This window comes from Streptomyces sp. NPDC051018, from assembly GCF_044456085.1.
Lineage (GTDB): Bacteria > Actinomycetota > Actinomycetes > Streptomycetales > Streptomycetaceae > Streptomyces.
Window position 1 is genome coordinate 800,010 of the sequence record NZ_JBITFN010000001.1, and the last position, 24,390, is coordinate 824,399.

Below are 24,390 nucleotides of genomic sequence, written 5' to 3' on the forward strand. Positions count from 1 at the left end.
CAGCGACGACGCTGATCAAGTAGCCGTACGACGCCGGAGGCGCAGTGGACGTTTCATTGACTCTTTGGGTGCTGACCATTCTCGGTCTGAGCGCCCTGATCGCCGTCGACTTCTTCATCGGGCGCAAGCCCCATGATGTGTCGATCAAGGAAGCCGGAATCTGGACGATCGTCTGGATCGTGCTGGCCGTGCTCTTCGGTATCGGCCTGCTGGTCTTCGGCAGCAGCCAGTCCTCCGGAGAGTTCTTCGCCGGCTTCATCACCGAGAAGTCGCTCAGTGTCGACAATCTGTTCGTCTTTGTCCTGATCATGGCGAAGTTCTCGGTGCCGTCCCACCTCCAGCAGCGGGTGCTGCTGGTCGGTGTGCTGATCGCGCTGGTCCTGCGGGCCATCTTCATCGCCGCGGGCGCCGCGATCATCGCCAGCTTCTCCTGGGTCTTCTACATCTTCGGCGCGTTCCTGATCTACACCGCCTGGAAGCTCATCCAGGAGGCGCGGGCCGGCGAGGACGAGGAGGAGTGGGAGGAGAACAAGCTCCTCAAGGCCGCCGAGAAGCGGTTCGGCGTCGCGGACAGGTACCACGGCACCAAGCTCTTCATCCGGAACAACGGCAAGCGCGTCCTGACACCACTGATGGTCGTCATGCTCGCCATCGGCACCACGGACATCCTGTTCGCGCTGGACTCGATCCCGGCGATCTTCGGCCTGACCCAGGACCCGTACATCGTCTTCACGGCCAACGCGTTCGCGCTGATGGGTCTGCGGCAGCTGTACTTCCTGATCGGCGGACTGCTGAAGAAGCTGGTCCACCTCAGCTACGGCCTGTCCGTGATCCTCGGCTTCATCGGCGTCAAGCTGGTGCTGCACGCGCTGCACGAGAGCGGGGTGCACGTCCCCGAGATCTCCATCCCGTTCTCGCTGGCGGTCATCTGCGGTGTGCTGATCGTCACTACGATCACCAGCCTCATTGCTTCCAAGAAGCAGGCGGAGCGGGAGGTCGCCGAGGCCGCGGCCAAGGGCGGCGAGAAGGAGTCCGTCTCGTCCTCGACGTCCCCGTCCCAGGACGGCGACAAGGGCGGCACCGGGTCCTGAGCCCGTGCCGCGGGCCGGCCCCACCGCGAGGGAAGGGCCAGCCCGCCGGGAGACGCCCTCGCCGGGAGCAGCCCGTACGTGCTGGATCCCGTACGAGCTGGGCCCCGCACGTGCTGGATCCCGTAGGAACTGGGCCCCGCACGAGCTGGATCCCGGACAACAGCAGGAGCCCGTACGGCACAGGACGGTGGGTGCGACGTTGAGCGTCGCACCCACCGTCCCCGGCTGTCCGGGCCCGGGCTGTCTGCCCGGCTCGGACGCTACGGCGTGGCCAGCGCCTCGGTGGGGGAGAGGCGGGAGGCGCGCACGGCCGGATAGAGACCGGCCAGCGCCCCGATGGCCAGCGTCGCGCCGACACCGCCGAACACCGCCCACGGCGGCACTACGGAGGGCCAGCCCTGATAGACGGCGTAGCCGACCGTGACAGCGGACCCCAGCACCGCCCCGCCCAGTCCGCCGAGCGCCGACAGCAGCAGGGACTCGGCCAGGAACTGCGTACGGACCTGCCCCCGGGTGGCCCCCAGGGAGCGGCGCAGCCCGATCTCGGCCCGTCGCTCCAGCACCGAGATGACCATGGTGTTGGCCACCCCGACACCGCCGACGAGCAGGGCGACCGCGCCCAGCCCCAGCAGCAGACCGGTGAACGCCTCACCCGCCGCCTGCTGTGCCGCCAGCGCGTCCGAGGGACGGGACACCTCGGCCTCGTTGGGCGTCTCGGGACTGGCCGTGGGCCCCAGCACATCGCGTACGGCCGGTATGGCGGACTCCTCGGACCGGGTGTAGATGGTCGTCGGATGCCCGTCGAAGCCCAGTTCCGTCCGTGCCACCGGCCAGCCCACCAGGACGGCGCTGTCCAGTTCCGGAGCCAGCGGGGCCTCCTCCAGAATGCCCACGACGGTGAACCACCGGCCGTCGATCAGTATCTGGGTCTCGGGGCCGATCCTGCCGATGCCCAGACGCTCGGCCGCCGTCGCGCCGAGGACGGCCGCCGGGTATGTGCTCGTCGCGTCGTTCAGCCAGCTGCCGGTGCGCAGTTCCGCGGCGACGGTCTCCCGCAGATCCGTGCGGGCGGCCAGGGCGACGAGACCGCCTGTCTCCGCCTTGGCGATCTTGTCGTTGCGGTAGACCTTCGCCTCGGCGATCTCACCGACCGCCGACACCGAGGTCACCGGGCCGATCCTGCTGACCATGGCCTCGGCCTCCAACGGCAGCTGGGCGGCCTCCCCGGTCAGGGTCGAGCCCGGGGCAACGGTCAGCAGGTTGGTGCCCAGCGCCGAGAGCGTACGGTCCAGCTCGGCGCGGGACGAGGACGAGATGCCCACGACCGCGACCATCGCGGCGATGCCGATCGCGATGCCCAGCGCCGACAGAAAGGCGCGCATGGGGCGGGTGCGCAGACCCACCGCACCGACCTTGACCACATCGCGCGGCCCCAGCCGGGCGGGACGCAGATCCCGTGCGTCGGCCGGCCGCCCCTGTGTCACATCCGGCTCCGGCAGCAGGGTGGGGGAGGTCACGGTCCCACCCCCACCGGCGCGGAGGCGCTGTCCTCGACCACCAGGCCGTCCCGCATCCGCACCTGACGGGGGAGCGATCCGGCGATCTCGCGGTCATGGGTGATGATCACCACGGTGGTGCCTCCGGCATGCAGCTCGCGCAGCAGCCTCATCACCCCCTCCCCCGAGACGGAGTCCAGCGCTCCGGTCGGCTCGTCGGCAAGCAGCAGAGGCGGATCGCCCGCCACCGCGCGGGCGATGGCCACCCGCTGGCGCTCACCGCCGGACAGCTCATGGGGCTCGTGGTCCATACGATGACCGAGACCCACCCGCTCCAGCGCGGCCGCTGCCCGCCGCCGGCGCTCGGCGGGGCGGAACCCCGAGTACAGGAGCCCGTCCGCCACGTTGTCGAGCGCCGCTGTCCCGGGCGCCAGGTGGAACTGCTGGAACACAAAGCCGATCCGGCTCGCCCGCAGCGCGGACAGTTTGCTGTCGGACAGCGTGCCCACGTCGTACCCGTCGATGTGCACCTGCCCCGAGGTGGGCCGGTCCAGCGTACCCAGCACATGCAGCATGGTGGACTTGCCCGAACCCGACGGGCCGACGATGCCCACGAGTTCGCCGCGCGCGATCCGCAGCGACACACCCCCGAGCGCGGTCACCTCGCCCGCGTAGACCTTGGTCACTTCCGTCAGAGAGATCACTTGGGTATCCCCACGGTCGTGCCCTCGGTGATGCCCGCGCCGGAGACCTCCACCCGGCCGTCGGCGAACAGGCCGGTGGTGACCGGGACGTACGAGGTCCTGCCGCCGCTGACGACCTCCAGGCCGAACCCGCCCTCGGCGAGCGCCAGCAGCGCGGAGACCGGCACGGTCAGCACGTCCTTGCGGGTCTCCGCGGTGAAGTTCACCGTCACCGACGCCAGGGCGTACGACTCCGCCGCCTTCTGGGCCTTCTTGTCCTTGAGACCCACCACCACCTCGATGACGGTCGAGGCCTCCTCCTCCTGCCCGGACGCGGCCTGGTAGATCGTGGAGACGTCGTCGACCCGCCCGCTGATCACCGTGTCGTCGGGCAGGGTGACACCGACGGTCGCACCCTCCTTCGCCAACTGCCGGTCGGCCACTTCGAGTTCCAGGGTGACGGCCTTCGCGGTCCCGGTGTACGTGAGCACCTTGCCGCCCATGGTGAGAGCGCCACCCACATCGGCGTCGAGCGCGTCGATCCGTACCTCGCCGGACTCGAAGACCACCCGTCCCAGCTCCACTGCTCCGGTCTCGTCGAGACCCAGGTCCTCCTGCCACTCCTTCACCGCGGACGCGGTGGTCTCGGTGAACTCCTCGTCGACGGTGAACCCGCTGTAGCCGAGCGCCGAGAGGTTACGCTCCAGCTGCTTGACATCGGGGCCTTCGACGCCCTGCTTCAGTTCGCGGTACGCGGGCAGCGAGCCGTACATCAGGGTCACCGGCTTGTTGTCCACCTCGTACAGCGGCTTGCCCCGGCCGATCCGGTCGCCCGACTCGGGAAGACCGGTGAGCGTGCCGGTCAGCCGGCCCGTGGCCTCCGTCGACGGTCCGTACCCCAACTGGCCGTCGGCGTCGTGGGTGTCCTCCAGGGTCTGCTTCGTCACCCTGGCGGTGTTCGGCGGCAGTTCGCTCGCGGAGCCGCCTTCCGACGATCCCCCGTCCCCGCCGAGGCCCAGGGTGGCGACGGTGACCGCGCCCCCCGCCGCGAGCACCGCGAGGGCGACGGCGACCTTCCGGCCTCGCCGTCGGCGGCGGCGCGTCCTCGGCGCACGGCCCTTCTCGCCGTCCCCCGGCCCCTGGGGGGCCGCGTCGGGCGCCGCCCCGGGTGTGTTCCCGGGCGGGTCGGTCCGGTGCCCGTCCGTCAGCTCCTCCACGGTCGGTTCCCCCATCACTGTCCCCCGGGCAGCTTGGGACCCTTGGCCTTGCACTTCTCGTGGGCGGCCTTGAAGTCGGGGTCCTCACCGACGCTCCGGTCCATCCTGATCCCGCCACCCGGGGCGGGGTCGGGGAAGCCCTCGACGCCGTTCTCCCGCATGCACTGGGCGAGCTTGCGCATCGATTCGGCGGCCTTCGGGTCCGTTTTGCCCTTCCCCTTGCCCGAGGGCTGGAACTCACGGCACGCCTTCATGGCCTTGTCCACATCGGCCTTGTTCGTCTTCTTGTCGAGTTCGAGGACGAACCTTCCGTCCTTCGGGTCCTCCATCGGAACCCCGTTCTCGCGCATGCACTTCGCGAACTGCAGGGCCTTGTCCCCGCCGCCACCGGCCGCCTCGGCGTCCTTGCCCTCCTTGCCGTCCTGGGAACCGGCCGCCTTGCCGGTCGCCGCCGAGGCCACGTCCTGCCCGTCCGAACCGGACGAGCAGCCGGCCAGCGCCAGGGTCAGCGCAAGCGGCAGGACCGCCAGAGCGGTGCGTGTCCTGCGGGTACGTGATCGCATGGGGTCGTCTCCTTCGCTGCGGGCCGGAGAGTTCCGGCCGCCCGAGGAGTGATGGAACGCAGTGGGCCGTTTCCTCGCTGTTTCCGGTCGGTCGCCGCCCGCACGGCGGACCGCGGCGGACGGGGACGAGCTCCGGCGGCCCCGGGCTGCTAACGGTGAGGAAACGTGACAGCCTCCACCATGGACCCCTGGGACCGCTCCGATCAGGTGCGGAGCGATCCCGCCGGAGAGGGAAGGGCACGGGGATGCGGGTTCTGGTGGTGGAGGACGAGCCGATGCTCGCCGGCGCGATCGCGGAGTGGCTGCGCGAGGAGACACACGCCGTCGACGTGGTCCACGACGGCGCGGCTGCGCTGGAGCGCATCGGCGTCAACGACTACGACGTGATCGTGCTGGACCGGGATCTGCCGGCCGTCCACGGGGACGAGGTCTGCCGCCGGATGACCGAGTCCGGTGCCGTCGCCCGGGTCCTGATGCTCACCGCCGCCGCCGAGATCGCCGACCGCGTCGACGGACTGGGCCTCGGGGCGGACGACTATCTCACCAAGCCGTTCGCCTTCCCCGAACTCGCGGCCCGGGTCCAGGCACTCGGGCGGCGCTCCCGCCCCGCCACACCCCCCGTGCTGCGCCGGGCGGGCATCACCCTGGACCCGGCCCGCCGTGAGGTGTTCCGCGAGGGACGGTACGTACCGCTGTCCCGGAAGGAGTTTGCGGTCCTCGCCGAACTGCTGCGCGCCAACGGCGCGCCGGTGTCCGCCGAGCATCTGCTGGAGAAGGCATGGGACGAGCACGCGGATCCGTTCACGGGGGCGGTCCGGCTGGCCGTGCTCAAACTGCGGCGCAAGCTCGGCGGCCCACCGGTCGTCGAAACCGTTACGGGAGTGGGGTACCGGATCCCGTGAACGACGCCGGACCCCGGGCGGGTCAGGACTCCCGGGCGGAGCGGGACTCCCGAGCGGAACGGGACCTGGGGGATGGACAGGACTCCGCATCCGGCAGGCCGTGGTGGCCCGGCCGGATCCTGCCCGCCCGTCTCGGGCTGCGCGCCCGTCTCACCCTGATCTACGGCGGGCTCTTCCTGGTCGCCGGCGTGGTGCTGCTCGGCGTCACCTATGTGCTGTTCAGCCAGCAGCTCAACGGTGGGGGAGCGAAGATCATCCGTTCCGTGGAGGGTACGGCTCCCACCGGTTCCGCCGGCCAGCCGCCGCTGCCGCCGAGCCTCGGCAACAAGCAGTTCAAGGCATCCGACACCGAGAAATGGCTGAAGGAGCAGCGGGAGAAGCTCAACGACGCCGCGGTGACGACCCTGCTCGGCCAGGGCGGACTGGTGCTCCTCGTCGTCGGGGGAGCCGCGGCCGGGTTCGGCTGGCTGGTCGCCGGCCGGGTCCTCGCCCCACTCCACCGGGTCACCGAGACCGCCAGCCGTATCGCCGCAGCCCCCGCGGCGGGCCGGGGGCTGCATGAGCGCATCGCCCTGAGCGGTCCCGACGACGAGGTGAAGGACCTCGCCGACACCTTCGACACCATGGTCGAGCGGCTGGACCGCTCCTTCGACGGCCAGCGGCGCTTCGTCGCCAACGCCTCCCACGAACTGCGCACCCCGCTCACCCTGGGCCGTGCGCTCGTCGAGGTCGCGATGCACCGCAAGTCGGCGTCGGAGGACGTCAAGCAGTTGGGCGAGACCCTTCTGGAGATCAATATCCGGCACGAGCGGCTGATCAGCGGGCTGCTGCTGCTCGCCGACTCGGAGAACGAGATCACCGACCGGCTCCCCGTGGACCTGGCCGATGTCGTCTCCCATGTGGTCGCCCAGACCGGGCCGGAGGCCGAGCGCGCGGGCATCGCCGTCCAGGAGAAGGCGGAGGAGGCCACGACCACGGGAAACGCGCTCCTGCTGGAGCGCATGGTGCACAACCTCGTCGAGAACGGCATCCGGCACAACTCCGGGAGCGGGGGCTCGATCCAGGTCGTCAGCCGCACGAGCCCCGACGGAAGCGCCCAGGTCGAAGTGAGCAACACCGGTCCCGTGGTGGCCCCGTACGACATTCCCACCCTGTTCGAACCGTTCCGACGCCTCGGCAACGACCGCCTGGTCAGCGCGAGGGGAGCGGGCCTGGGGCTGTCGATCGTCCGGGCGGTGGCCCGTGCCCATGGGGGCACGGTCGAGGCGAGTCCCCGCAACGGCGGGGGACTGGTGGTCACGGCGACACTTCCGCCATGACGGGCCAGGGCAGGGCCCGGCTCCGGCACGCCGTTCCGCCGGTGTGGAGCGCGGTGCGATGGGCCGTCCCTCTCCGCCGGCATACGCTCCCGATCCGGTACGCCGACGGGCGGCGCCCCGGGTGCGTACGGCGGGGTCCCGACGGGTGTACGGCTACGACCCGGGCCGCCCCCGCCCCGGTACCGGGCCCCGGCCGTGAGGCCGCGCCTGCTGGGCACCCGGCGATCCGGCGGGCGGCTCCGGCCCGGCGGCGACCATGCGATGCTGCGCCGGGCTTCCGTCCGGCACACGCTCACCGCGGGCCGGTCACGGGTCTGCCGGGCCTCGGGCCGCCGGCTACGTGGGGTCGGGGAGCGCGTCGGGCCCGCCCCGGGGAGCGGGAATCCGGTCGGTGTTTCCCGTGCGGGAGGCGGCAGAGGGCGCCTCCTGAGGGGGTGTCCGGCGGGTGCGGCTACCAGCCGCGGGCGCGCCACTCCGGCAGATGAGGGCGCTCGGCGCCGAGTGTGGTGTCCCTGCCGTGGCCGGGGTAGACCCAGGTCTCGTCCGGCAGCCGGTCGAACAGCTTCGACTCCACATCGCCGATGAGGCTCGCGAAGGCCTCCGGGTCCTTGCGGGTGTTGCCGACCCCGCCGGGAAAGAGGCAGTCGCCCGTGAACACATGCGGAGGGCCGTGCGGATCGTCGTACACCAGGGCGATCGAACCCGGGGTGTGCCCGACGAGGTGGCGCGCGGTCAGCTCCACCCGGCCGAACCGGATCGCGTCACCGTCCTCGACGGGCACATCGGTCGGGACGGGGATGCCCTCGGCGTCGTACCTGCCAGCGTAGGTGCGGGCGCCGGTCGAGGCGACGACTCCGGCGAGCGCCTGCCAGTGGTCGCGGTGGCGGTGCGTGGTGACGACGGACGCGATCGAGTCCTCGCCGATGAGCCGGAGCAGCGTCTCGGCGTCGTCGGCCGCGTCGATCAACAGCTGTTCGCCGGTCGCCCGGCACCGCAGGAGGTAGCAGTTGTTGTCCATCGGGCCGACCGCGACCTTGGAGATCATCAGGTCCGTCAGCTCGTGCACATCCGCGGGTCCGCCGACCTTCACCACTCCGCTGTACGTCATGGGGGAAGCCTATCCCCGGGGTCCGACACCGGGCGGCGAGGGAGTCGCCCGGCGGGTGACGGCGGCCTGGTCGCGGCGGGCGTCGCCCCGGCGCCGTACCGCCCCGTCCGCGATCGTCATACCGCCGCCCCGGTCATACGGGGGCGGCGCGGGACTCGTACCGCATCGGCACCCGGGGCGGCGCGGGACTCACAGCGGGGGCAGCGCGGGCAGCGGGCCGCCCGAGACCCGGAGCGCGGAGCCGTCACGGCGTCCCGCGAGCCAGCCCATGAGATCGGGTCCCGTGCCCTCGACCCCGATCGGGCCTCCCTCGGCGCCGCCGCCCGTCGTCCAGATCCGCTCCCCGCGACCCCCGCCGGTCTTCAGCCCGGTCGACGGCACGTCCCGGTGGCCGCCGAACCGCTCCGCGAGGAAATCGATCTCGCGGAGCACAAACTCCTCCGGCAGATCCTCCAGCTCATAGCCGATGTCGAGGTCGACATGGTGCAGCTCGACCTCGACGAGTCTGCGGAACGGCAGCCGCAGGGCCCGGTCGGTGACGCCGTTGCGCAGCTCGACCGTGCGCTCCCAGTCGCCGGGGAGCGCCGCCACGGCCGCCAGCCGGGCGGAGCTGTCGCGCAGATCGGCGAGCTGGACGTCGACGGGACGGCCGGCGTCCCGCTCGATGTCCGCGTCACGGGCCTCGGCGTTCACATACATGGGACGGCCCTCGAAGACGTTGAGGAGCGCGTCGGCGTTGCGGGAGAGATGGGCGAGGACATGACCGCGTCGCCAGCCCGGCAGCCGTGACGGACCGGCGACGGAGGCGTTGTCCATGGCGTCGGCCGCGGTGAGCAGCCGATCCGTGGCCGCCTGGAGTGAGGCGAGGTCGCTCTGTGGATCGATCATGGCGCCGACGATAGTCCCGCCACACGATCGGGTGAAGCCGGCGACCGAGCGGTCCGAAATCGAATGCGCGTGCTATAGCCTGGGGCGAGGCATCCTTGGTTGTCAGGCATTCACCGCTCAGACACTCACACGGCTTGGCGGCCCCCCATAGGCTGGAAAGGTCCGGTGCCGGGGGCCGGTGCCCCCGCTTCTGTCAAGCCCCCTCAAGAAAGGTGCGGACCCGGCGTGGCCGACCGTCTCATCGTTCGTGGCGCTCGCGAGCACAATCTCAAGAACGTCTCGCTCGACCTCCCCCGTGACTCCCTGATCGTGTTCACGGGGCTCTCCGGGTCGGGCAAGTCCTCGCTCGCCTTCGACACGATCTTCGCCGAGGGCCAGCGCCGGTATGTGGAATCCCTGTCGTCGTACGCCCGGCAGTTCCTGGGGCAGATGGACAAGCCCGACGTCGACTTCATCGAGGGCCTCTCCCCGGCCGTCTCCATCGACCAGAAGTCGACCTCGCGCAACCCCCGCTCGACGGTCGGCACCATCACGGAGGTGTACGACTACCTCCGGCTGCTGTTCGCCCGGATCGGCAAGCCCCACTGCCCCGAGTGCGGCCGCCCCATCTCCCGGCAGTCGCCGCAGGCCATCGTGGACAAGGTGCTGGAGCTGCCCGAGGGCAGCCGTTTCCAGGTGCTCTCCCCGCTGGTCCGCGAGCGGAAGGGAGAGTTCGTCGATCTCTTCGCCGACCTCCAGACCAAGGGATACAGCCGCGCCCGGGTCGACGGGCGGACGATCCAGCTCGCCGAGCCGCCGGCGCTGAAGAAGCAGGAGAAGCACACCATCGAGGTGGTCGTGGACCGCCTCACCGTCAAGGACAGCGCCAAGCGCCGGCTGACCGACTCGGTCGAGACCGCGCTCGGCCTCTCCGGCGGCATGGTCGTGCTCGACTTCGTCGACCTCCCCGAGGACGACCCCGAGCGCGAGCGGATGTACTCGGAGCATCTCTACTGCCCGTACGACGACCTGTCCTTCGAGGAGCTGGAGCCCCGCTCCTTCTCCTTCAACTCCCCCTTCGGTGCCTGCCCTGACTGCACCGGTATCGGCACCCGGATGGAGGTCGATCCCGACCTGATCGTCCCGGACGAGGAGAAGTCCCTCGACGAGGGGGCGATCCACCCGTGGTCCCACGGCCACACCAAGGAGTACTTCGGGCGGCTGATCGGCGGGCTGTCCCAGGCGCTCGGCTTCGCCACCGACATGCCCTGGGGCGGGCTGCCCCAGCGCGCCCGCAAGGCCCTGCTGTACGGCCACAAGACCCAGGTCGAGGTCCGCTACCGGAACAGGTACGGGCGGGAGCGGGCGTACACCACCCCCGCGTTCGAGGGCGCCGTCCAGTTCGTCAAGCGGCGGCACCAGGAGGCGGAGAGCGACACCAGCAGGGAGCGCTTCGAGGGCTATATGCGGGAGGTGCCCTGCCCGACCTGTGAGGGCACCCGGCTCAAGCCGATCGTCCTCGCGGTGACGGTGATGGAGAAGTCCATCGCCGATGTCTCCGCCATGTCGATCAGCGAGTGCGCCGACTTCCTCGGCCGTCTCCGGCTGAACGCGCGCGACAAGAAGATCGCCGAGCGCGTCCTCAAGGAGGTCAACGAGCGGCTGAGGTTCCTGGTCGACGTCGGCCTCGACTATCTCTCGCTGAACCGGGCGGCCGGCACGCTCTCCGGCGGAGAGGCCCAGCGCATCCGGCTCGCCACGCAGATCGGCTCCGGACTCGTCGGTGTGCTGTACGTCCTGGACGAGCCCTCCATCGGACTCCACCAGCGTGACAACCACCGGCTCATCGAGACGCTCGTCCGTCTGCGCGACATGGGCAACACCCTGATCGTCGTGGAGCACGACGAGGACACCATCAAGGTGGCGGACTGGGTCGTCGACATCGGCCCCGGTGCGGGGGAGCACGGCGGCAGGGTCGTCCACTCCGGGCCCCTGAAGGGGCTGCTGACCAACAAGGAATCGATGACCGGGCAGTATCTGGCCCGCAAGAAGTCGATCCCGACGCCCGACATCCGCCGGCCGTCGGACCCGGGAAAGCGGCTCACCGTCCAGGGCGCCCGGGAGAACAATCTGCGGGACATCGACGTCTCCTTCCCGCTCGGTGTGTTCACGGCCGTCACCGGAGTCTCCGGCTCCGGCAAGTCCACGCTGGTCAACGACATCCTGTACACCCACCTCGCCCGTGAGCTGAACGGCGCGAAGTCGGTGCCCGGGCGCCACACCCGTGTCGACGGCGACGACCTCGTCGACAAGGTCGTCCATGTCGACCAGTCGCCCATCGGGCGCACACCGCGCTCCAATCCCGCGACGTACACCGGTGTCTTCGACCATGTCCGCAAGCTCTTCGCGGAGACGATGGAGGCCAAGGTCCGGGGCTATCTCCCCGGCCGGTTCTCGTTCAACGTCAAGGGCGGCCGCTGTGAGAACTGCTCGGGCGACGGCACCATCAAGATCGAGATGAACTTCCTCCCGGATGTGTACGTTCCGTGCGAGGTCTGCCACGGAGCGCGCTACAACCGGGAGACTCTGGAGGTCCACTACAAGGGCAAGTCCATCGCCGAGGTGCTGGACATGCCCATCGAGGAGGCGCTCGCCTTCTTCGAGGCCGTTCCGACCATCGCCCGTCATCTGAAGACGCTCCACGAGGTCGGTCTCGGCTATGTACGCCTCGGGCAGTCCGCGCCGACGCTCTCCGGCGGTGAGGCCCAGCGGGTCAAGCTGGCCTCCGAGCTCCAGAAGCGCTCCACCGGGAGCACGGTGTACGTCCTGGACGAGCCGACGACCGGTCTGCACTTCGACGACATCAGCAAGCTGATCTCGGTGCTCTCCGGACTGGTCGACAAGGGCAACACGGTCATCGTCATCGAGCACAACCTCGATGTGATCAAGACGGCCGACTGGGTCGTGGACATGGGTCCCGAGGGCGGCAGCGGCGGCGGGCTGGTCATCGCCGAGGGCACACCGGAGGAGGTCGCGGCCGTCCCGGCCAGCCACACCGGAAAGTTCCTGCGCGACATCCTCGATCCCGAGCGGGTCAGTGACGCCGTGGTGCCACGGGCACGGTCCGCGGCGAAGCGGACCACGGCCAAGAAGACGGCGGTGAACCGGACGGCCGTGAACGAGAAGCCGGTCAAGCAGGCAGCCGTCAAGCAGACGGCGGCGAAGAAGGCTCCGGCCAGAAAGGCGGCAGCCCGCGCCCCCAAGTCGTAGGGGCCTTGCGGTCGTCCCTCCGGGTCCGGTGGCTGAACCGGACCCGGGCCCGGCGTTCCGGCGCCGCGGCGGGGTTTCTCGGCGTGGGTCGAGCCCGACCGGCCGCTGCGTCCGTCGGGCCCGGTGCTTCTCCCCGGGGCGCCGGGTGCCTGGACCGCGGGTTCGCCACGGCGCCCGGCCCTCGGGGATCGCCCCGGGCGCCCGGGCCAGGGGCCCCACGGCGAAAAGGAGCTCACGGGCCCGGCGGGGAGCGGGCGAAGGGCCGGGGAGAAGGCGCCGGAGCGCCTATTCGTGCAGTTCCCAGGCGTACGGAGGCTCCGCCCCGGTGCGGGAGCAGGTCACGGCGGCCGCATGGGCGGCGAACCGCAGGACCTTGCGCCAGGCGTCCGGGGGGAGATCCGCGAGGGCGGCGGACGACAGGGCGCCGAGGGAGGCCAGGCCCTGGAGCAGGGCGGCGTTCACGGTGTCACCCGCGCCGATCGTGTCCGCGACCGTGACCTCGGCGGCCGGGACCGAGATCTCCCCGCCCGCCCGGGGGAACACCGTCAGCCCCTCCGCGCCGCGGGTCAGCACCACCGCGGGCGGCCCCTCGGGCACACCGCCCAGCCAGCGGGCGTCGTCCTGCGAGAGCTTCAGCAGGGAGACATACGGGAGCCAGCCGCGAAACCGCTTCCGATAGGCGTCCGCATCCGGAATCAGCCCCGGCCGGACATTGGGATCCAGCAGGGTGAACAGCCCTCGCCCGGCCTCCCGCCGCAACAGCTCCTCGTAGGCGCTCGCACCCGGTTCGAGGACGAGCGAGCAGGTCCCGAACGCCACCGCGCGCGCCGCGCGGGGCAGCAGGGGCGGCAGTTCGAACAGCCGGTCCGCGGTGCCCTGGGCGTAGAAGTGGTACCCCGCCGAGCCGTCCGCGCCGAGGGACGCCACCGCCAGCGTCGTCGGCTCGGGCCCGCGCCGGACGAGAGAGGTGTCCACCCCGGCCTCACCCAGTCCGGCCAGCAGCGCGTCCCCGAAGCCGTCCGTCGACATCCGTGAGCAGAAGGCCGCCCGCGCGCCCAGGCGTCCCAGGGCGACGGCGGTGTTGTACGGGCCGCCGCCCGGACGCGGCAGCAGCGCGGGCAGGGGCTCGCCGGGCCCCTGCGGGACCAGGTCGATCAAGGACTCTCCGGCGACGACGATCATGGCGTGAAACGTAGCCCATCGCTCCTGTCCGCGGGAGGGAGCCCGCTCCGGGGCCCCGGGATCCACGCCGGTATGGTCGGGTCTGTCACCGCGTTCGCCCCCATGCTCTGACCAGTGGAGTTCTCATGTCCGGCCAGCCCTCAGCCGCCCGCCGCACCGTGCTGAAAGGCGCGGCCCTCGCCGGGGCCGCGGGTCTGGGGGTCACCGCCTGCTCCACGGAGTCGAAACTCGGGCATGCCGAGGAGCCCACCCCGACCGCGCCCGTGGACCTGGGCGCGGCCGACGCCGTACCGGTCGGCGGGGCCCGGCTCTACCGTGAGGAGCGACTGGTGGTGAGCTGCCCGGCGGAGGGCCGTTACAAGGCGTTCAGCGCCCAGTGCACTCACGCGGGCTGCCCGCTCGACAAGGTCGAGGGCACCGAGGCCAACTGCCCCTGCCACGGGAGCCGCTTCGACGTCACCTCCGGCAAGGCACTCAAGGGCCCGGCGACCGTACCGCTCCCGGAGGTCCCGATCACGGTGCGCGACGGCAAGCTGGTCGCGGGGCCGGGCGCGTAACGTCCCCGCCCGGCGCGCCCCGTCGGCCGCGAGCCCCTGTGCACGCACCTACGCCCGCGTGTGCTCCCTCTCCGGCGCACGCCGCGCGCACCCGCGTGCACGCCCGCGCACAGCGCCTCCCGCGCCCGCCGGCCGGCCCTCGACCGGCTGTCCCCGCCGAACCGGCCCTTCACCGACCGCCCCGCTCAGTCCCAGTCCCAGTCGATGCCCAGGATCCCCGGACGCACCCCCTGCTCGACGAGATGGACCGTACGGTGCCGGCCGCTCAGGGGGAGGTCGGTACGGGCGCCGCGCGGGGCACCCGTCATGGCCTGGGCGAACCGGCGGCACCGCACCGGCAGCGCGTCCTCGTCGAAACGGATCTGCAGGGCGTACTGCCCGCCCGCGGAGGTGAAACCGCGCATGTACTCGGTGCTCACACCGCCGGTCGCGTCCTCGAAGCCGTAACCGAAGAGATGGGTGTCACCCGCGCGCAGCCGGGCGTCGAAGAGCAGCTCGGCGACGACCACCCCGCTCTCCCGGTGCCGGCGCACCCGCCCCGTACGGCAGTTCTCCAGGGCGCTCACCCGGACCCGCTCCGGATCGCAGCCCGGGTCACCGTGGTGGATCGCGAGACAGCGGTCCACACCGTCGAGGCCGGCACGTACGACGAGCTGCGATTCCCGCCCGACCAGCTCCCGGTCCGGCCCGATCCGTACCCGCTCGGTGTGGCCCACCGTGTGCAGACCACCGTCCGGGGGCGGCTCCAGCTCCGCCAGCAGTTGCTCCACCGTGTCCGAGGCATCCATCAGGGAGCGGTGGGAGCGGGAGTCGGGGCGCGCGACGGCGGCGTTGACGGAGCCCTCGCCGACGCCGAGGAGCCGGATGAGGGAGTTCCCCGGCAGTTCGAGCACCTCCTCCAGGGCGCGTACGGCCCGCAGGGACTCGGGCCGCTGCGGACGGCGCGCGCCCTGCTGCCAGTAGCTGAGGCTGGTGACCCCGACCTTGATCCCGCGATGTGCCAGATGGTGCTGCACCCGCTGGAGCGGCAGTCCGCGCACGGCGAGCGCGGCACGCAGCGCCAGATGGAACGGGCCGGTGTGCAGCACCTGCGCCAGATCGGCCTCGGTGTGACCCATGGGAACCTCCAGCGGCGGTGATCTGCGGTCCTTTGACCCGACCCCGGTTCTGCTGCCGCGTGCGCGCCCGGACGTACAGGGGCCGTACGGCACCCGTGTCCCGCCCGGTGCGGGTCCACGGCTCGGTCCCGTCGTACGGCCGGGCGGGAACGGCCGTCCAGCCTGCCCGGGCACAGGCGTTCACCACCCCGCCGTGCGGTTCACAGCTCCGGATCCCCGCATTGAAGCGTGTCGACCTGCCCGCGACAAGGACTGATGCTCAATCAGCGCGGAGAACCCCGGGGCCGGCCCGCCCTGTCCGGACGACGGCGTGACGGTACGGGGAGCTGTCGGAAGGGCGGGGCCGGCTCGGCAGCGAGGCCGCTCGTGCGCCCGCATCCTCACCGCCGGGGCGCGGCTCGCCGAACGACTCGGGACGTGTCCCGCCCCGGGAAGAGGAGTGCGCACCCGCCCCCGGCAGAGGCTCGGGCCCCGCCCGGAGGGGTGCGCGCCCGTCCCCGTGCGGAGCGGGGAACGCCGCTCCCGGGCACGGCCCGGAGTCCCGCCGCTCTGTCAGCCCCCGCCAGTAGGGTGGACGGCATGGCAGACCCCTCCAGCTACCGCCCCAGGCCGGGAGAGATCCCCGACTCCCCGGGGGTCTACAGATTCCGCGACGAGCACCGCCGGGTGATCTACGTCGGGAAGGCGAAGAACCTGCGCTCGCGGCTCTCCAGCTACTTCCAGGACGTGGCCAATCTCCACCCGCGCACGGCTTCGATGGTCACCACCGCGTCCTCCGTGGAGTGGACGGTCGTCTCCACCGAGGTCGAGGCGCTCCAGCTGGAGTACACCTGGATCAAGGAGTACGACCCCCGGTTCAATGTGAAGTACCGGGACGACAAGAGCTACCCGTATCTCGCGGTCACCATGAACGAGGAGTTCCCCCGGGTCCAGGTGATGCGCGGCGCCAAGCGCAAGGGCGTGCGCTACTTCGGTCCGTACGGCCATGCATGGGCGATCCGGGAGACCGTCGATCTGATGCTCCGGGTCTTCCCGGTGCGCACCTGCTCGGCGGGCGTCCTCAGGAACCACCAGCAGAAGGGACGCCCCTGTCTCCTCGGCTACATCGGCAAGTGCTCGGCCCCCTGCATCGGGCGGGTCACCCCCGAGGAGCACCGGGAACTGGCCGAGGAGTTCTGCGACTTCATGGCCGGCCGCACCGGTACGTACATCCGCCGGCTGGAGAAGCAGATGACGGCGGCGGCCGAAGAGATGGAGTACGAGCGGGCGGCCCGCCTCCGTGACGACATAGGGGCGCTCAGACGCGCCCTGGAGAAGAACGCGGTCGTGCTCGCCGACGCCACCGACGCCGATCTGATCGCGGTCGCCGAGGACGAGCTGGAGGCAGCCGTCCAGATCTTCCACGTCCGCGGCGGGCGGGTGCGCGGCCAGCGCGGCTGGGTCACCGACAAGGTCGAGGCCGTCAGCACCTCCGGCCTCGTCGAGCACGCGCTCCAGCAGCTGTACGGGGAGGAGCGCGGCGACTCCGTCCCCAAGGAGGTCCTGGTTCCCGCCCTGCCCGAGCACCCGGAGGCCGTCGGCCAGTGGCTGAGCGAGCGCCGGGGCTCGCAGGTGTCGCTGCGCGTTCCCCGGCGCGGGGACAAGAAGGACCTGATGGAGACCGTCGGGCGCAATGCCCAGCAGGCGCTCGCCCTGCACAAGACCAAGCGCGCGGGCGATCTCACCACCCGCTCCCGTGCCCTGGAGGAGATCGCCGAGGCCCTCGGTCTCGACTCCGCTCCGCTGCGGATCGAGTGCTTCGACATCTCCCATCTGCAGGGTGAGGACGTCGTGGCCTCCATGGTGGTCTTCGAGGACGGTCTGCCGCGCAAGAGCGAGTACCGCCGCTTCCAGATCAAGTCCTTCGAGGGGCAGGACGACGTCCGCTCGATGCATGAGGTCGTCGGCCGCCGCTTCCGCCGCTATCTGGCCGAAAAGGACCGGACGGGCGAGTGGATCGGGGCGGACAGCCCGGAGGAGACGGCGGGCCCGGTGGCTGCCACGGCGACGGGGCAGACGGCGGACACGGGGGACACTCCCGAAGGCCCCGGGACGGCGTCCGGGCGGGCCGGTGGGACCGCCGGCGGCCCCCTGGAGGACGACGGCCGCCCCAGGCGCTTTGCCTACCCGCCGCAGCTCGTCGTGGTCGACGGCGGCCGGCCCCAGGTGGCCGCGGCGCAGCGCGCCCTCGACGAGCTGGGCATCGACGATGTCGCCGTCTGCGGTCTGGCCAAGCGGCTGGAGGAGATCTGGCTGCCCGGCGAGCACGACCCGGTCGTACTGCCCCGCTCCAGCGAGGGCCTGTATCTGCTCCAGCGCGTCCGCGACACCGCCCATGACTTCGCCATCCGCTATCAGCGCTCCAAGCGCACCAAACGCATCCGTACCAGCCCCCTCGACGCCGTCCCCGGACTCGGTGAAACCCGGAAACAGGCGCTGATCAAGCATTTCGGCTCGGTCAAGCGACTGAAACAGGCCACAATCGAGCAGATCTGCGAGGTACCCGGCATGGGCCGCAAGACAGCGGAGTCCCTGGTCGCGGCCCTCGCCACGGCGGCGCCGGCTGTCCCCGCCGTGAACACGGCGACAGGAGAGATCATGGAAGAGAACGACGGGGGTGGTACGACATGACCGAGCACGACGGAGACGGAGCAGCAGACGTGAGTACGGGCACCACGAACGAGCCCGGCGGTGCCGCGGAGGCGGCCATCCCCGAGCTGGTGATCATCTCCGGTATGTCAGGCGCCGGGCGCAGCACGGCCGCCAAGTGTCTGGAGGACCTCGGCTGGTTCGTCGTCGACAACCTGCCGCCCGCGCTGATCCCCACCATGGTGGAGCTGGGCGCGCGCTCGCAGGGCAATGTCGCCCGGATCGCCGTCGTCGTCGACGTACGCGGCCGGCGGTTCTTCGACAACCTGCGCGAATCCCTCGCCGACCTGGACGCCAAGCAGGTCACCCGGCGGATCGTCTTCCTGGAGTCCTCGGACGACGCCCTGGTCAGGCGGTTCGAATCGGTCCGCAGACCTCACCCCCTCCAGGGGGACGGCCGGATCGTCGACGGCATCGCCGCCGAGCGCGATCTGCTGCGTGAGCTGCGCGGGGACGCCGATCTGGTGATCGACACCTCCAGTCTGAACGTGCACGAGCTGCGCGCGAAGATGGACGCCCAGTTCGCCGGCGACGAGGAGCCGGAGCTGCGGGCGACGGTGATGTCGTTCGGCTTCAAGTACGGACTGCCGGTCGACGCGGACCTCGTCGTCGACATGCGCTTCCTGCCGAACCCGCACTGGGTCCCGGAGCTGCGCCCCTTCACCGGACTGAACGAGGAGGTGTCGAACTATGTCTACAACCAGCCCGGCGCCAAGGAGTTCCTCGACCGGTACACGGAGCTGCTCCAGCTGATCGCGGCCGGTTACCGCCGCGAGGGCAAGCGCTATGTGACCATCGCCGTCGGCTGTACGGGCGGAAAGCACCGCTCCGTCGCCACCTCCGAGAAGCTCGCCGCCCGGCTCTCCTCCGCGGGCATCGAGACCGTCGTGGTCCACCGGGACATGGGGCGCGAGTGACCGGACGCTCCCTGCGGCTGCGGCGGCTGCGCAGATACACCCACACGCCCGCTGGGCGTAAACGCGGAGCACAGCCCAAGGTCGTCGCCCTCGGCGGCGGCCGCGGTCTGTCCGCGTCCCTCGCCGCCCTGCGCCGTATCACCGGCGACCTCACCGCCGTGGTCACCGTCGCCGACGACGGCGGATCCAGCGGACGCCTCCGCGAGGAGCTGGGCGTCCTGCCGCCCGGCGATCTGCGCAAGGCCCTCGCGGCCCTCTGCGGCGACGACGACTGGGGCCAGACCTGGGCCCGGGTGATCCAGCACCGCTTCCACTCCCAGGGCGATCTGCACGACCACGCCGTCGGCAATGTGCTGATCGTGGCGCTGTGGGAGCAGCTGGGCGACCCGGTGCAGGCCCTGGACCTGGTGGGCCGGCTGCTCGGCGCGCACGGCCGGGTGCTGCCGATGTCCGCCGTCCCGCTGGAGCTCCAGGCGCTGGTCCGGGGCCATGACCCGGCCCGCCCGGACGAGGTCGACACGGTACGGGGGCAGGCGACCGTCGCCCTGACCCCTGGGGAGGTGCAGTCCGTGCATCTCGTACCGCACGACCCGCCCGCCGTACCCGAGGCGGTCGCGGCCGTCCGTGACGCCGACTGGGTGGTTCTGGGCCCCGGCTCCTGGTTCTCGTCCGTGATCCCCCATCTTCTGGTGCCGCAGCTGCTGGACGCGCTGGTGGAGACGAAGGCCCGCCGGGTCCTCTCGCTCAATCTCGCTCCGCAGCCCGGAGAAACTGAGGGCTTCTCACCGCAGCGTCATTTGGAGGTTTTGGGACGACACGCGCCTAAACTCGCCCTGGACGTGGTGCTGGCCGACGAGGCCGCCGTGCCCGACCGCGATTCCCTCGCCGACGCCGCAAAGCGCCTCGGCGCCGCGGTCGAGCTCGCTCCCGTGGCCGCCGGGGGGACTCCCGCCCGGGGCGAAGCCGCAGGAGGAGGAGTTCCGAAGCACGACCCGGAGCTGCTGGCCGCCGCGTACGACCGTATTTTTCGGATGCATGGAAGGATCGGCCCATGGCGATGACGGCAGCGGTGAAGGACGAGATCTCCCGGCTTCCCGTCACCCGGACCTGCTGCAGAAAGGCGGAGGTCTCGGCGATCCTGCGGTTCGCGGGCGGGCTGCACCTGGTGAGCGGGCGGATCGTGATCGAGGCGGAGCTGGACACCGGCATCGCCGCCCGCCGGCTGAAGCGGGACATCCTGGAGATCTTCGGCCATGGTTCCGAGCTGATGGTGATGGCCCCCGGCGGGCTGCGCCGGGGCTCCCGGTATGTCGTACGGGTGGTGGCGGGCGGTGATCAGCTGGCACGGCAGACCGGTCTGGTCGACGGCCGCGGCCGCCCGATCCGCGGTCTGCCGCCGCAGGTCGTCTCCGGGGCCACCTGTGACGCGGAGGCCGCCTGGCGCGGCGCGTTCCTCGCGCACGGCTCGCTGACCGAGCCAGGCCGCTCCTCCTCGCTGGAGGTCACCTGCCCGGGTCCGGAGGCCGCCCTGGCCCTGGTCGGCGCGGCCCGCAGGCTCTCCATCGCCGCGAAGGCGAGAGAGGTACGCGGAGTGGACCGCGTCGTCGTGCGCGACGGCGACGCGATCGGCGCCCTGCTGACCCGGCTCGGCGCGCACGAGTCCGTGCTGGCCTGGGAGGAGCGCCGGATGCGGCGCGAGGTGCGCGCCACCGCCAACCGCCTCGCCAACTTCGACGACGCCAACCTCCGCCGCTCGGCCCGTGCGGCGGTCGCCGCCGGCGCGCGGGTCCAGCGGGCGCTGGAGATCCTGGGCGAGGAGGTGCCCGAGCACCTCGCCGCGGCGGGCAGGCTGCGCATGGAGCACAAGCAGGCCTCGCTGGAGGAACTGGGCGCGCTCGCCGACCCGCCGCTGACGAAGGACGCGGTCGCGGGCCGTATCCGCCGGCTGCTGGCGATGGCGGACAAGCGGGCGCAGGACCTCGGTGTCCCCGGTACGGAGTCCAACCTCACCGAGGAGATGGCGGACGGCCTGGTCGGCTGAGTCCGCTCCGGGGGGACCGGGCCGGCGGGGCCCTCGGACGGAGCCCGGGGGAGGGAACGAAGCCACCGCCAACCTCCCCGCCGGGTAACCGCTCCCCGGTGCGCGCCCGCGCACGATCCCCGGGGCGCCTGACACACCGGGCGGAACCCCCCCCGTCACCTGTGCCACACACCGCTGCCGGTGTCCCCAGGACACCGGCAGCTTCTTGCTGCGCGCTCATATACCCACGACCGCCGTATTGACATGGCCATGGGGCGTGATCAGTCTGACTTCCGTTCACTTTCCTGGCACACACACCGGCAAGGGGGCTTTATGAGACGCAGAGCGAGATCGATCCTCGCCGCGGTTTCACTGCTGACCGCCACACTGGCGGCGGCTCCGATCGCCCGGGCTCAGTCCGGTGACGGCGGCGGCGACGGACTCTCCGTCTGGCACGCGAAAGTCACCAAGGCACAGGTCCCGCTGCTGCTCGCGGCGGGCGCCGACGGCCATGAACTCACCGAGCGGGTCCCGGACAAGGGCACCGCCACCGTCGAGCTGCACCTCACCGAGAAGCAGGCCGGCGAGCTGCGTGAGCAGGGCGTCGGCATCACCGAGCACACCCTCTCGGCCGCGGCGCACAAGCGCGTCGCCGCGGCGGGGGACGGCGTCTACCGCCCGTACAGCGGCGAAGGCGGCCTCAAGAGCGAGATTCTCGCCACCGCCCAGGCCCATCCCGGCCTCACCAAGGCCATCAGCATCGGCAAGTCGGTCAAGGGCCAGGACATCCTGGCCCTCAAGGTCAGCAAGGGCGCCAGGACGAGCCGCGACGGCTCCAAGCCCGCGACGCTCTACCTGTCCAACCAGCACGCACGTGAGTGGATCACCCCGGAGATGAACCGGCGGCTGATGCACCACTATCTGACGAACTACGGCAAGGACCCCCGTATCACCAAGATCATCGATACGACCGAGCTGTGGTTCGTCCTGTCGGCCAACCCCGACGGCTACGACTACACCTTCACCGGTACGACCGAGCGGCAGTGGCGCAAGAACCTGCGCGACAACAACGGCGACGGAAAGACCGGCCCCGGCGACGGCGTCGACCTCAACCGGAACTTCGCCTACAAGTGGGGCTACGACAACGAGGGTTCGTCCCCCGACACCTTCGACGAGACCTACCGCGGCACCGGCCCCGCCTCCGAACCCGAGACCAGGGCCATCGACGCCTTCCAGAAGCGCATCGGCTTCGAGTACGGCATCAACTACCACTCGGCGGCCGAACTCATCCTGTACGGGGTCGGCTGGCAGGTCGCCACCTCGACACCCGACGACGTCGCCTACAAGGCGCTCGCCGGCACACCGGGGAACCCCGCGATACCCGGCTACCGCCCCCAGGTCGCCTCCGAGCTGTACATCACCAACGGTGAGGCCGACGGCCACGCGGCCAACGTCAACGGGATGATGATGTACACCCCCGAGATGTCGACCTGCGCCACCGCGTCCCGGATCGACCCCGACGACGCCTGGAACGCGGCCGACTGCGCCTCCGTCTTCACCTTCCCCGACGACGAGAAGCTGATCCAGCAGGAGTTCGCCAAGAACATCCCGTTCGCGCTCTCCGTCGCCGAGACTTCCGCCACCCCCGACCAGCCGGCCTCCTCGCTCGGCCTCAAGGCGGCCGACTTCACCCCCGACCCGTTCACCGTCTCCTACGCGCGCGGTGGCGACCAGGAGGTCTCCGTCGTCGCCCGCAAGTCCCTGCGCGACAAGGAGCTGAACTACCGGATCAACGGCGGGCGGGTGCACGACGAGGACCTCGAACCCTGGAAGGGCGGCGAGACCTTCGGCGGCGACGACAACATCCGCTTCGACGAGTACCGCGCCGAGGTCGAGGACACCGAGGCGGGCGACCGGGTCGAGGTCTGGTTCACGGGCCGTACGAAGGAGGGGAAGCGCACCTCCAGCGAGCCCTTCACCTATACGGTCGCCGATCGGCCGCGCGCCGACACCCTGGTGATCGCCGAGGAGGGCGGCACCGCGCCCGCCGCGCACACCGCCGCGTACACCGGCGCACTTGCGGACAACAAGAAGCGCAGCGCCGTCTGGGACGTCGCGACCCAGGGCGCCCCGCACCCGCTGGGCGTACTCAGCCACTTCGACACCGCCGTCTGGTATACCGGGGCGGCGGCACCCTCCTGGGCCACCACCCGGTCCGTACGCGCCTATCTCAACGAGGGCGGAAAGCTGATCACCACCGGTGAGCGGGCCGGGGGCAACGCCAACCTCGGCGGCGCGGTGAGCGACGACTTCGCCCAGTACTACCTCGGCGCGTCAGGCCGGGCCTCGCTCACCGGGACCTCGGCCTTCGCGGGTACCGGACGCCTCGCGGGCGCCTCCGCGGCGCTCGGGGACGCACCCGGCAACCCGCTGAACGCCGCGGGCGCCTACACGATCACCTCGGACACCCTTCCGGCGGACGAGTTCCCGCAGTTCCGCAGCGCGGCGGCGGGCGACTACCCGGGCGTGCGGATGCCGTTCTCGCCGTACGAGGGCCAGTGGTACGCGGTGGCCGCCCACCGCAACGCCTCCTGGATGCGGCTCGGCCGCACCCTGGATCTGACCGGCATCACGGCGGCCGACGCCCCGAAGCTGAACCTCCGCCTCAGCTTCAACACCGAGCCCGGCTACGACAACGCGGTCGTCGAGGTCCACACCGTGGGCCAGGACGACTGGACGACGCTCCCCGACGCCAACGGCGGCACCAGGACGACCGTGCCCACCGAGTGCGACGCAGGGTTCTACGTCAACCAGCACCCGTTCCTTCGGCACTACCTCACCGTCGGCGACGACGGCTGCACCGCGACCGGCACCACCGGCACCTGGAACTCCTTCACCGGGGCCTCCGACGGCTGGCGGGCCGCCTCCTTCGATCTGAGCGCCTACGCGGGCAAGCAGATCGAGGTCTCCGTCTCGTACATCACCGACCCCAGCGACGGCGGACGCGGTGTCTTCGTCGACGACACCAAACTGGTGACCGGCGGTGGCGAACAGGGCGCGGAGGGCTTCGAGACCTCCCTCGGTCCCTGGGCGGCGGCGGGTCCCCCCGCGGGCAGCCCCGCGCTGCGCGGAAACTGGCAGCGCAGCCAGGACCTGTACCCGTCGGCGTCGGCGGTCACCACCCGCGACACCGTGCTCATCGGCTTCGGCCTGGAGCACGTGCCCGCGGCCGCCGACCGCAGGCAACTCCTCGGCAAGGCGCTGAGCGCACTCCGGCGCTGACACGCCGTAACGGGGGCTCGGGGGAGCCTCCGGCGCAGGTGGCGGCGGTCCGTACCCCCTACCGGGGGGTATGGATCGCCGCCGTCGTGTACAGGCCGTCCGATGTCACC

Annotated in this window: 18 protein-coding genes; 10 read left to right on the forward strand and 8 right to left on the reverse strand. The window is 71.3% G+C overall.

Annotated elements, in window-relative coordinates; translation table 11 throughout:
* Positions 1–44: 44 nt before the first annotated feature.
* Positions 45–1,091, forward strand: a complete 1,047-nt coding sequence (locus ACIBCM_RS03245) for a TerC family protein (RefSeq protein ID WP_399239550.1) — start codon at positions 45–47, stop codon at positions 1,089–1,091.
* A 260-nt stretch (positions 1,092–1,351) separates the two neighbouring features.
* On the opposite strand, the gene ACIBCM_RS03250 is transcribed toward ACIBCM_RS03245, so the two are convergent.
* From ACIBCM_RS03250 to ACIBCM_RS03265, 4 genes are read right to left on the reverse strand one after another with little or no spacing between them, the layout of a single operon-like run.
* A complete protein-coding gene (locus ACIBCM_RS03250; RefSeq protein WP_399239552.1) occupies positions 1,352–2,608 on the reverse strand; it encodes an ABC transporter permease in 1,257 nt (418 codons plus the stop codon).
* Positions 2,605–3,291, reverse strand: coding sequence for an ABC transporter ATP-binding protein (locus ACIBCM_RS03255; protein ID WP_399239554.1), 687 nt, complete (start codon positions 3,289–3,291; stop codon positions 2,605–2,607). The genes ACIBCM_RS03250 and ACIBCM_RS03255 overlap by 4 nt, the downstream gene beginning before the upstream one ends.
* Positions 3,288–4,502 (reverse strand): peptidoglycan-binding protein, encoded by a 1,215-nt coding sequence (locus ACIBCM_RS03260; protein WP_399239556.1) that lies wholly within the window; start codon positions 4,500–4,502, stop codon positions 3,288–3,290. The genes ACIBCM_RS03255 and ACIBCM_RS03260 overlap by 4 nt, the downstream gene beginning before the upstream one ends.
* A complete protein-coding gene (locus tag ACIBCM_RS03265) occupies positions 4,502–5,050 on the reverse strand; it encodes a hypothetical protein (protein ID WP_399239558.1) in 549 nt (182 codons plus the stop codon). The genes ACIBCM_RS03260 and ACIBCM_RS03265 overlap by 1 nt, the downstream gene beginning before the upstream one ends.
* Positions 5,051–5,295: 245 nt before the next feature.
* Between ACIBCM_RS03265 and ACIBCM_RS03270 the strand changes: the two genes are divergently transcribed.
* The gene (locus tag ACIBCM_RS03270) at positions 5,296–5,952 is read left to right on the forward strand and encodes a response regulator transcription factor (protein WP_399239560.1); all 657 of its coding nucleotides are present in this window, start codon (positions 5,296–5,298) and stop codon (positions 5,950–5,952) included.
* 65 nt (positions 5,953–6,017) lie between these two features.
* Positions 6,018–7,271 carry a sensor histidine kinase gene (locus ACIBCM_RS03275; RefSeq protein WP_399239843.1) on the forward strand — a complete coding sequence of 418 codons (1,254 nt, stop codon included), beginning with the start codon at positions 6,018–6,020 and terminating at the stop codon, positions 7,269–7,271.
* A gap of 451 nt (positions 7,272–7,722) precedes the next feature.
* Here the strand turns inward: ACIBCM_RS03275 and ACIBCM_RS03280 are convergent, their stop codons facing one another.
* A complete protein-coding gene (locus ACIBCM_RS03280) occupies positions 7,723–8,379 on the reverse strand; it encodes an MBL fold metallo-hydrolase (RefSeq protein ID WP_399239562.1) in 657 nt (218 codons plus the stop codon).
* Positions 8,380–8,568: 189 nt separating this feature from the next.
* On the reverse strand, positions 8,569–9,267 hold the full coding sequence (locus ACIBCM_RS03285) for a maleylpyruvate isomerase family mycothiol-dependent enzyme (protein WP_399239564.1): 699 nt from the start codon (positions 9,265–9,267) through the stop codon (positions 8,569–8,571).
* Positions 9,268–9,492: 225 nt separating this feature from the next.
* Between ACIBCM_RS03285 and uvrA the strand changes: the two genes are divergently transcribed.
* Entirely contained in the window at positions 9,493–12,516 is a 3,024-nt protein-coding gene (gene uvrA, locus ACIBCM_RS03290; RefSeq protein ID WP_399239566.1) for an excinuclease ABC subunit UvrA, read from the forward strand.
* A gap of 285 nt (positions 12,517–12,801) precedes the next feature.
* Here the strand turns inward: uvrA and ACIBCM_RS03295 are convergent, their stop codons facing one another.
* Positions 12,802–13,698 carry a carbohydrate kinase gene (locus ACIBCM_RS03295; RefSeq protein WP_399239568.1) on the reverse strand — a complete coding sequence of 299 codons (897 nt, stop codon included), beginning with the start codon at positions 13,696–13,698 and terminating at the stop codon, positions 12,802–12,804.
* Positions 13,699–13,823: 125 nt separating this feature from the next.
* Here ACIBCM_RS03295 and ACIBCM_RS03300 point away from each other — a divergent pair, with 125 nt between their 5' ends.
* A complete protein-coding gene (locus ACIBCM_RS03300) occupies positions 13,824–14,255 on the forward strand; it encodes a Rieske (2Fe-2S) protein (protein WP_399239570.1) in 432 nt (143 codons plus the stop codon).
* 185 nt (positions 14,256–14,440) lie between these two features.
* Here ACIBCM_RS03300 and ACIBCM_RS03305 read toward each other — a convergent pair whose 3' ends face one another.
* Positions 14,441–15,373, reverse strand: coding sequence for a hypothetical protein (locus ACIBCM_RS03305; protein WP_399239572.1), 933 nt, complete (start codon positions 15,371–15,373; stop codon positions 14,441–14,443).
* A gap of 579 nt (positions 15,374–15,952) precedes the next feature.
* Between ACIBCM_RS03305 and uvrC the strand changes: the two genes are divergently transcribed.
* From uvrC to ACIBCM_RS03330, 5 genes are all read left to right on the forward strand, one after another.
* Positions 15,953–18,043 (forward strand): excinuclease ABC subunit UvrC, encoded by a 2,091-nt coding sequence (gene uvrC / locus ACIBCM_RS03310; protein ID WP_399239574.1) that lies wholly within the window; start codon positions 15,953–15,955, stop codon positions 18,041–18,043.
* Entirely contained in the window at positions 18,040–18,978 is a 939-nt protein-coding gene (rapZ, locus tag ACIBCM_RS03315; protein WP_399239576.1) for an RNase adapter RapZ, read from the forward strand. The genes uvrC and rapZ overlap by 4 nt, the downstream gene beginning before the upstream one ends.
* A complete protein-coding gene (gene yvcK / locus ACIBCM_RS03320) occupies positions 18,975–20,039 on the forward strand; it encodes a uridine diphosphate-N-acetylglucosamine-binding protein YvcK (protein ID WP_399239578.1) in 1,065 nt (354 codons plus the stop codon). The genes rapZ and yvcK overlap by 4 nt, the downstream gene beginning before the upstream one ends.
* Positions 20,030–21,019 (forward strand): DNA-binding protein WhiA, encoded by a 990-nt coding sequence (gene whiA / locus ACIBCM_RS03325; protein WP_389268547.1) that lies wholly within the window; start codon positions 20,030–20,032, stop codon positions 21,017–21,019. Before yvcK ends, whiA begins: the two co-directional genes overlap by 10 nt.
* A 312-nt stretch (positions 21,020–21,331) precedes the next feature.
* Entirely contained in the window at positions 21,332–24,280 is a 2,949-nt protein-coding gene (locus ACIBCM_RS03330; protein WP_399239580.1) for a M14 family zinc carboxypeptidase, read from the forward strand.
* The last annotated feature ends 110 nt before the right edge of the window (positions 24,281–24,390 follow it).

Coding starts and splice junctions, on each gene's coding strand:
- ACIBCM_RS03260 (WP_399239556.1), bottom strand. CDS start 4,502: ATGGGGGAACCGACCGTGGAGGAGCTGACGGACGGGCACCGGACCGAC.
- ACIBCM_RS03265 (WP_399239558.1), bottom strand. CDS start 5,050: ATGCGATCACGTACCCGCAGGACACGCACCGCTCTGGCGGTCCTGCCG.
- ACIBCM_RS03270 (WP_399239560.1), top strand. CDS start 5,296: ATGCGGGTTCTGGTGGTGGAGGACGAGCCGATGCTCGCCGGCGCGATC.
- ACIBCM_RS03280 (WP_399239562.1), bottom strand. CDS start 8,379: ATGACGTACAGCGGAGTGGTGAAGGTCGGCGGACCCGCGGATGTGCAC.
- ACIBCM_RS03285 (WP_399239564.1), bottom strand. CDS start 9,267: ATGATCGATCCACAGAGCGACCTCGCCTCACTCCAGGCGGCCACGGAT.
- ACIBCM_RS03295 (WP_399239568.1), bottom strand. CDS start 13,698: ATGATCGTCGTCGCCGGAGAGTCCTTGATCGACCTGGTCCCGCAGGGG.
- ACIBCM_RS03300 (WP_399239570.1), top strand. CDS start 13,824: ATGTCCGGCCAGCCCTCAGCCGCCCGCCGCACCGTGCTGAAAGGCGCG.
- ACIBCM_RS03305 (WP_399239572.1), bottom strand. CDS start 15,373: ATGGGTCACACCGAGGCCGATCTGGCGCAGGTGCTGCACACCGGCCCG.
- uvrC (WP_399239574.1), top strand. CDS start 15,953: ATGGCAGACCCCTCCAGCTACCGCCCCAGGCCGGGAGAGATCCCCGAC.
- rapZ (WP_399239576.1), top strand. CDS start 18,040: ATGACCGAGCACGACGGAGACGGAGCAGCAGACGTGAGTACGGGCACC.
- whiA (WP_389268547.1), top strand. CDS start 20,030: ATGGCGATGACGGCAGCGGTGAAGGACGAGATCTCCCGGCTTCCCGTC.
- ACIBCM_RS03330 (WP_399239580.1), top strand. CDS start 21,332: ATGAGACGCAGAGCGAGATCGATCCTCGCCGCGGTTTCACTGCTGACC.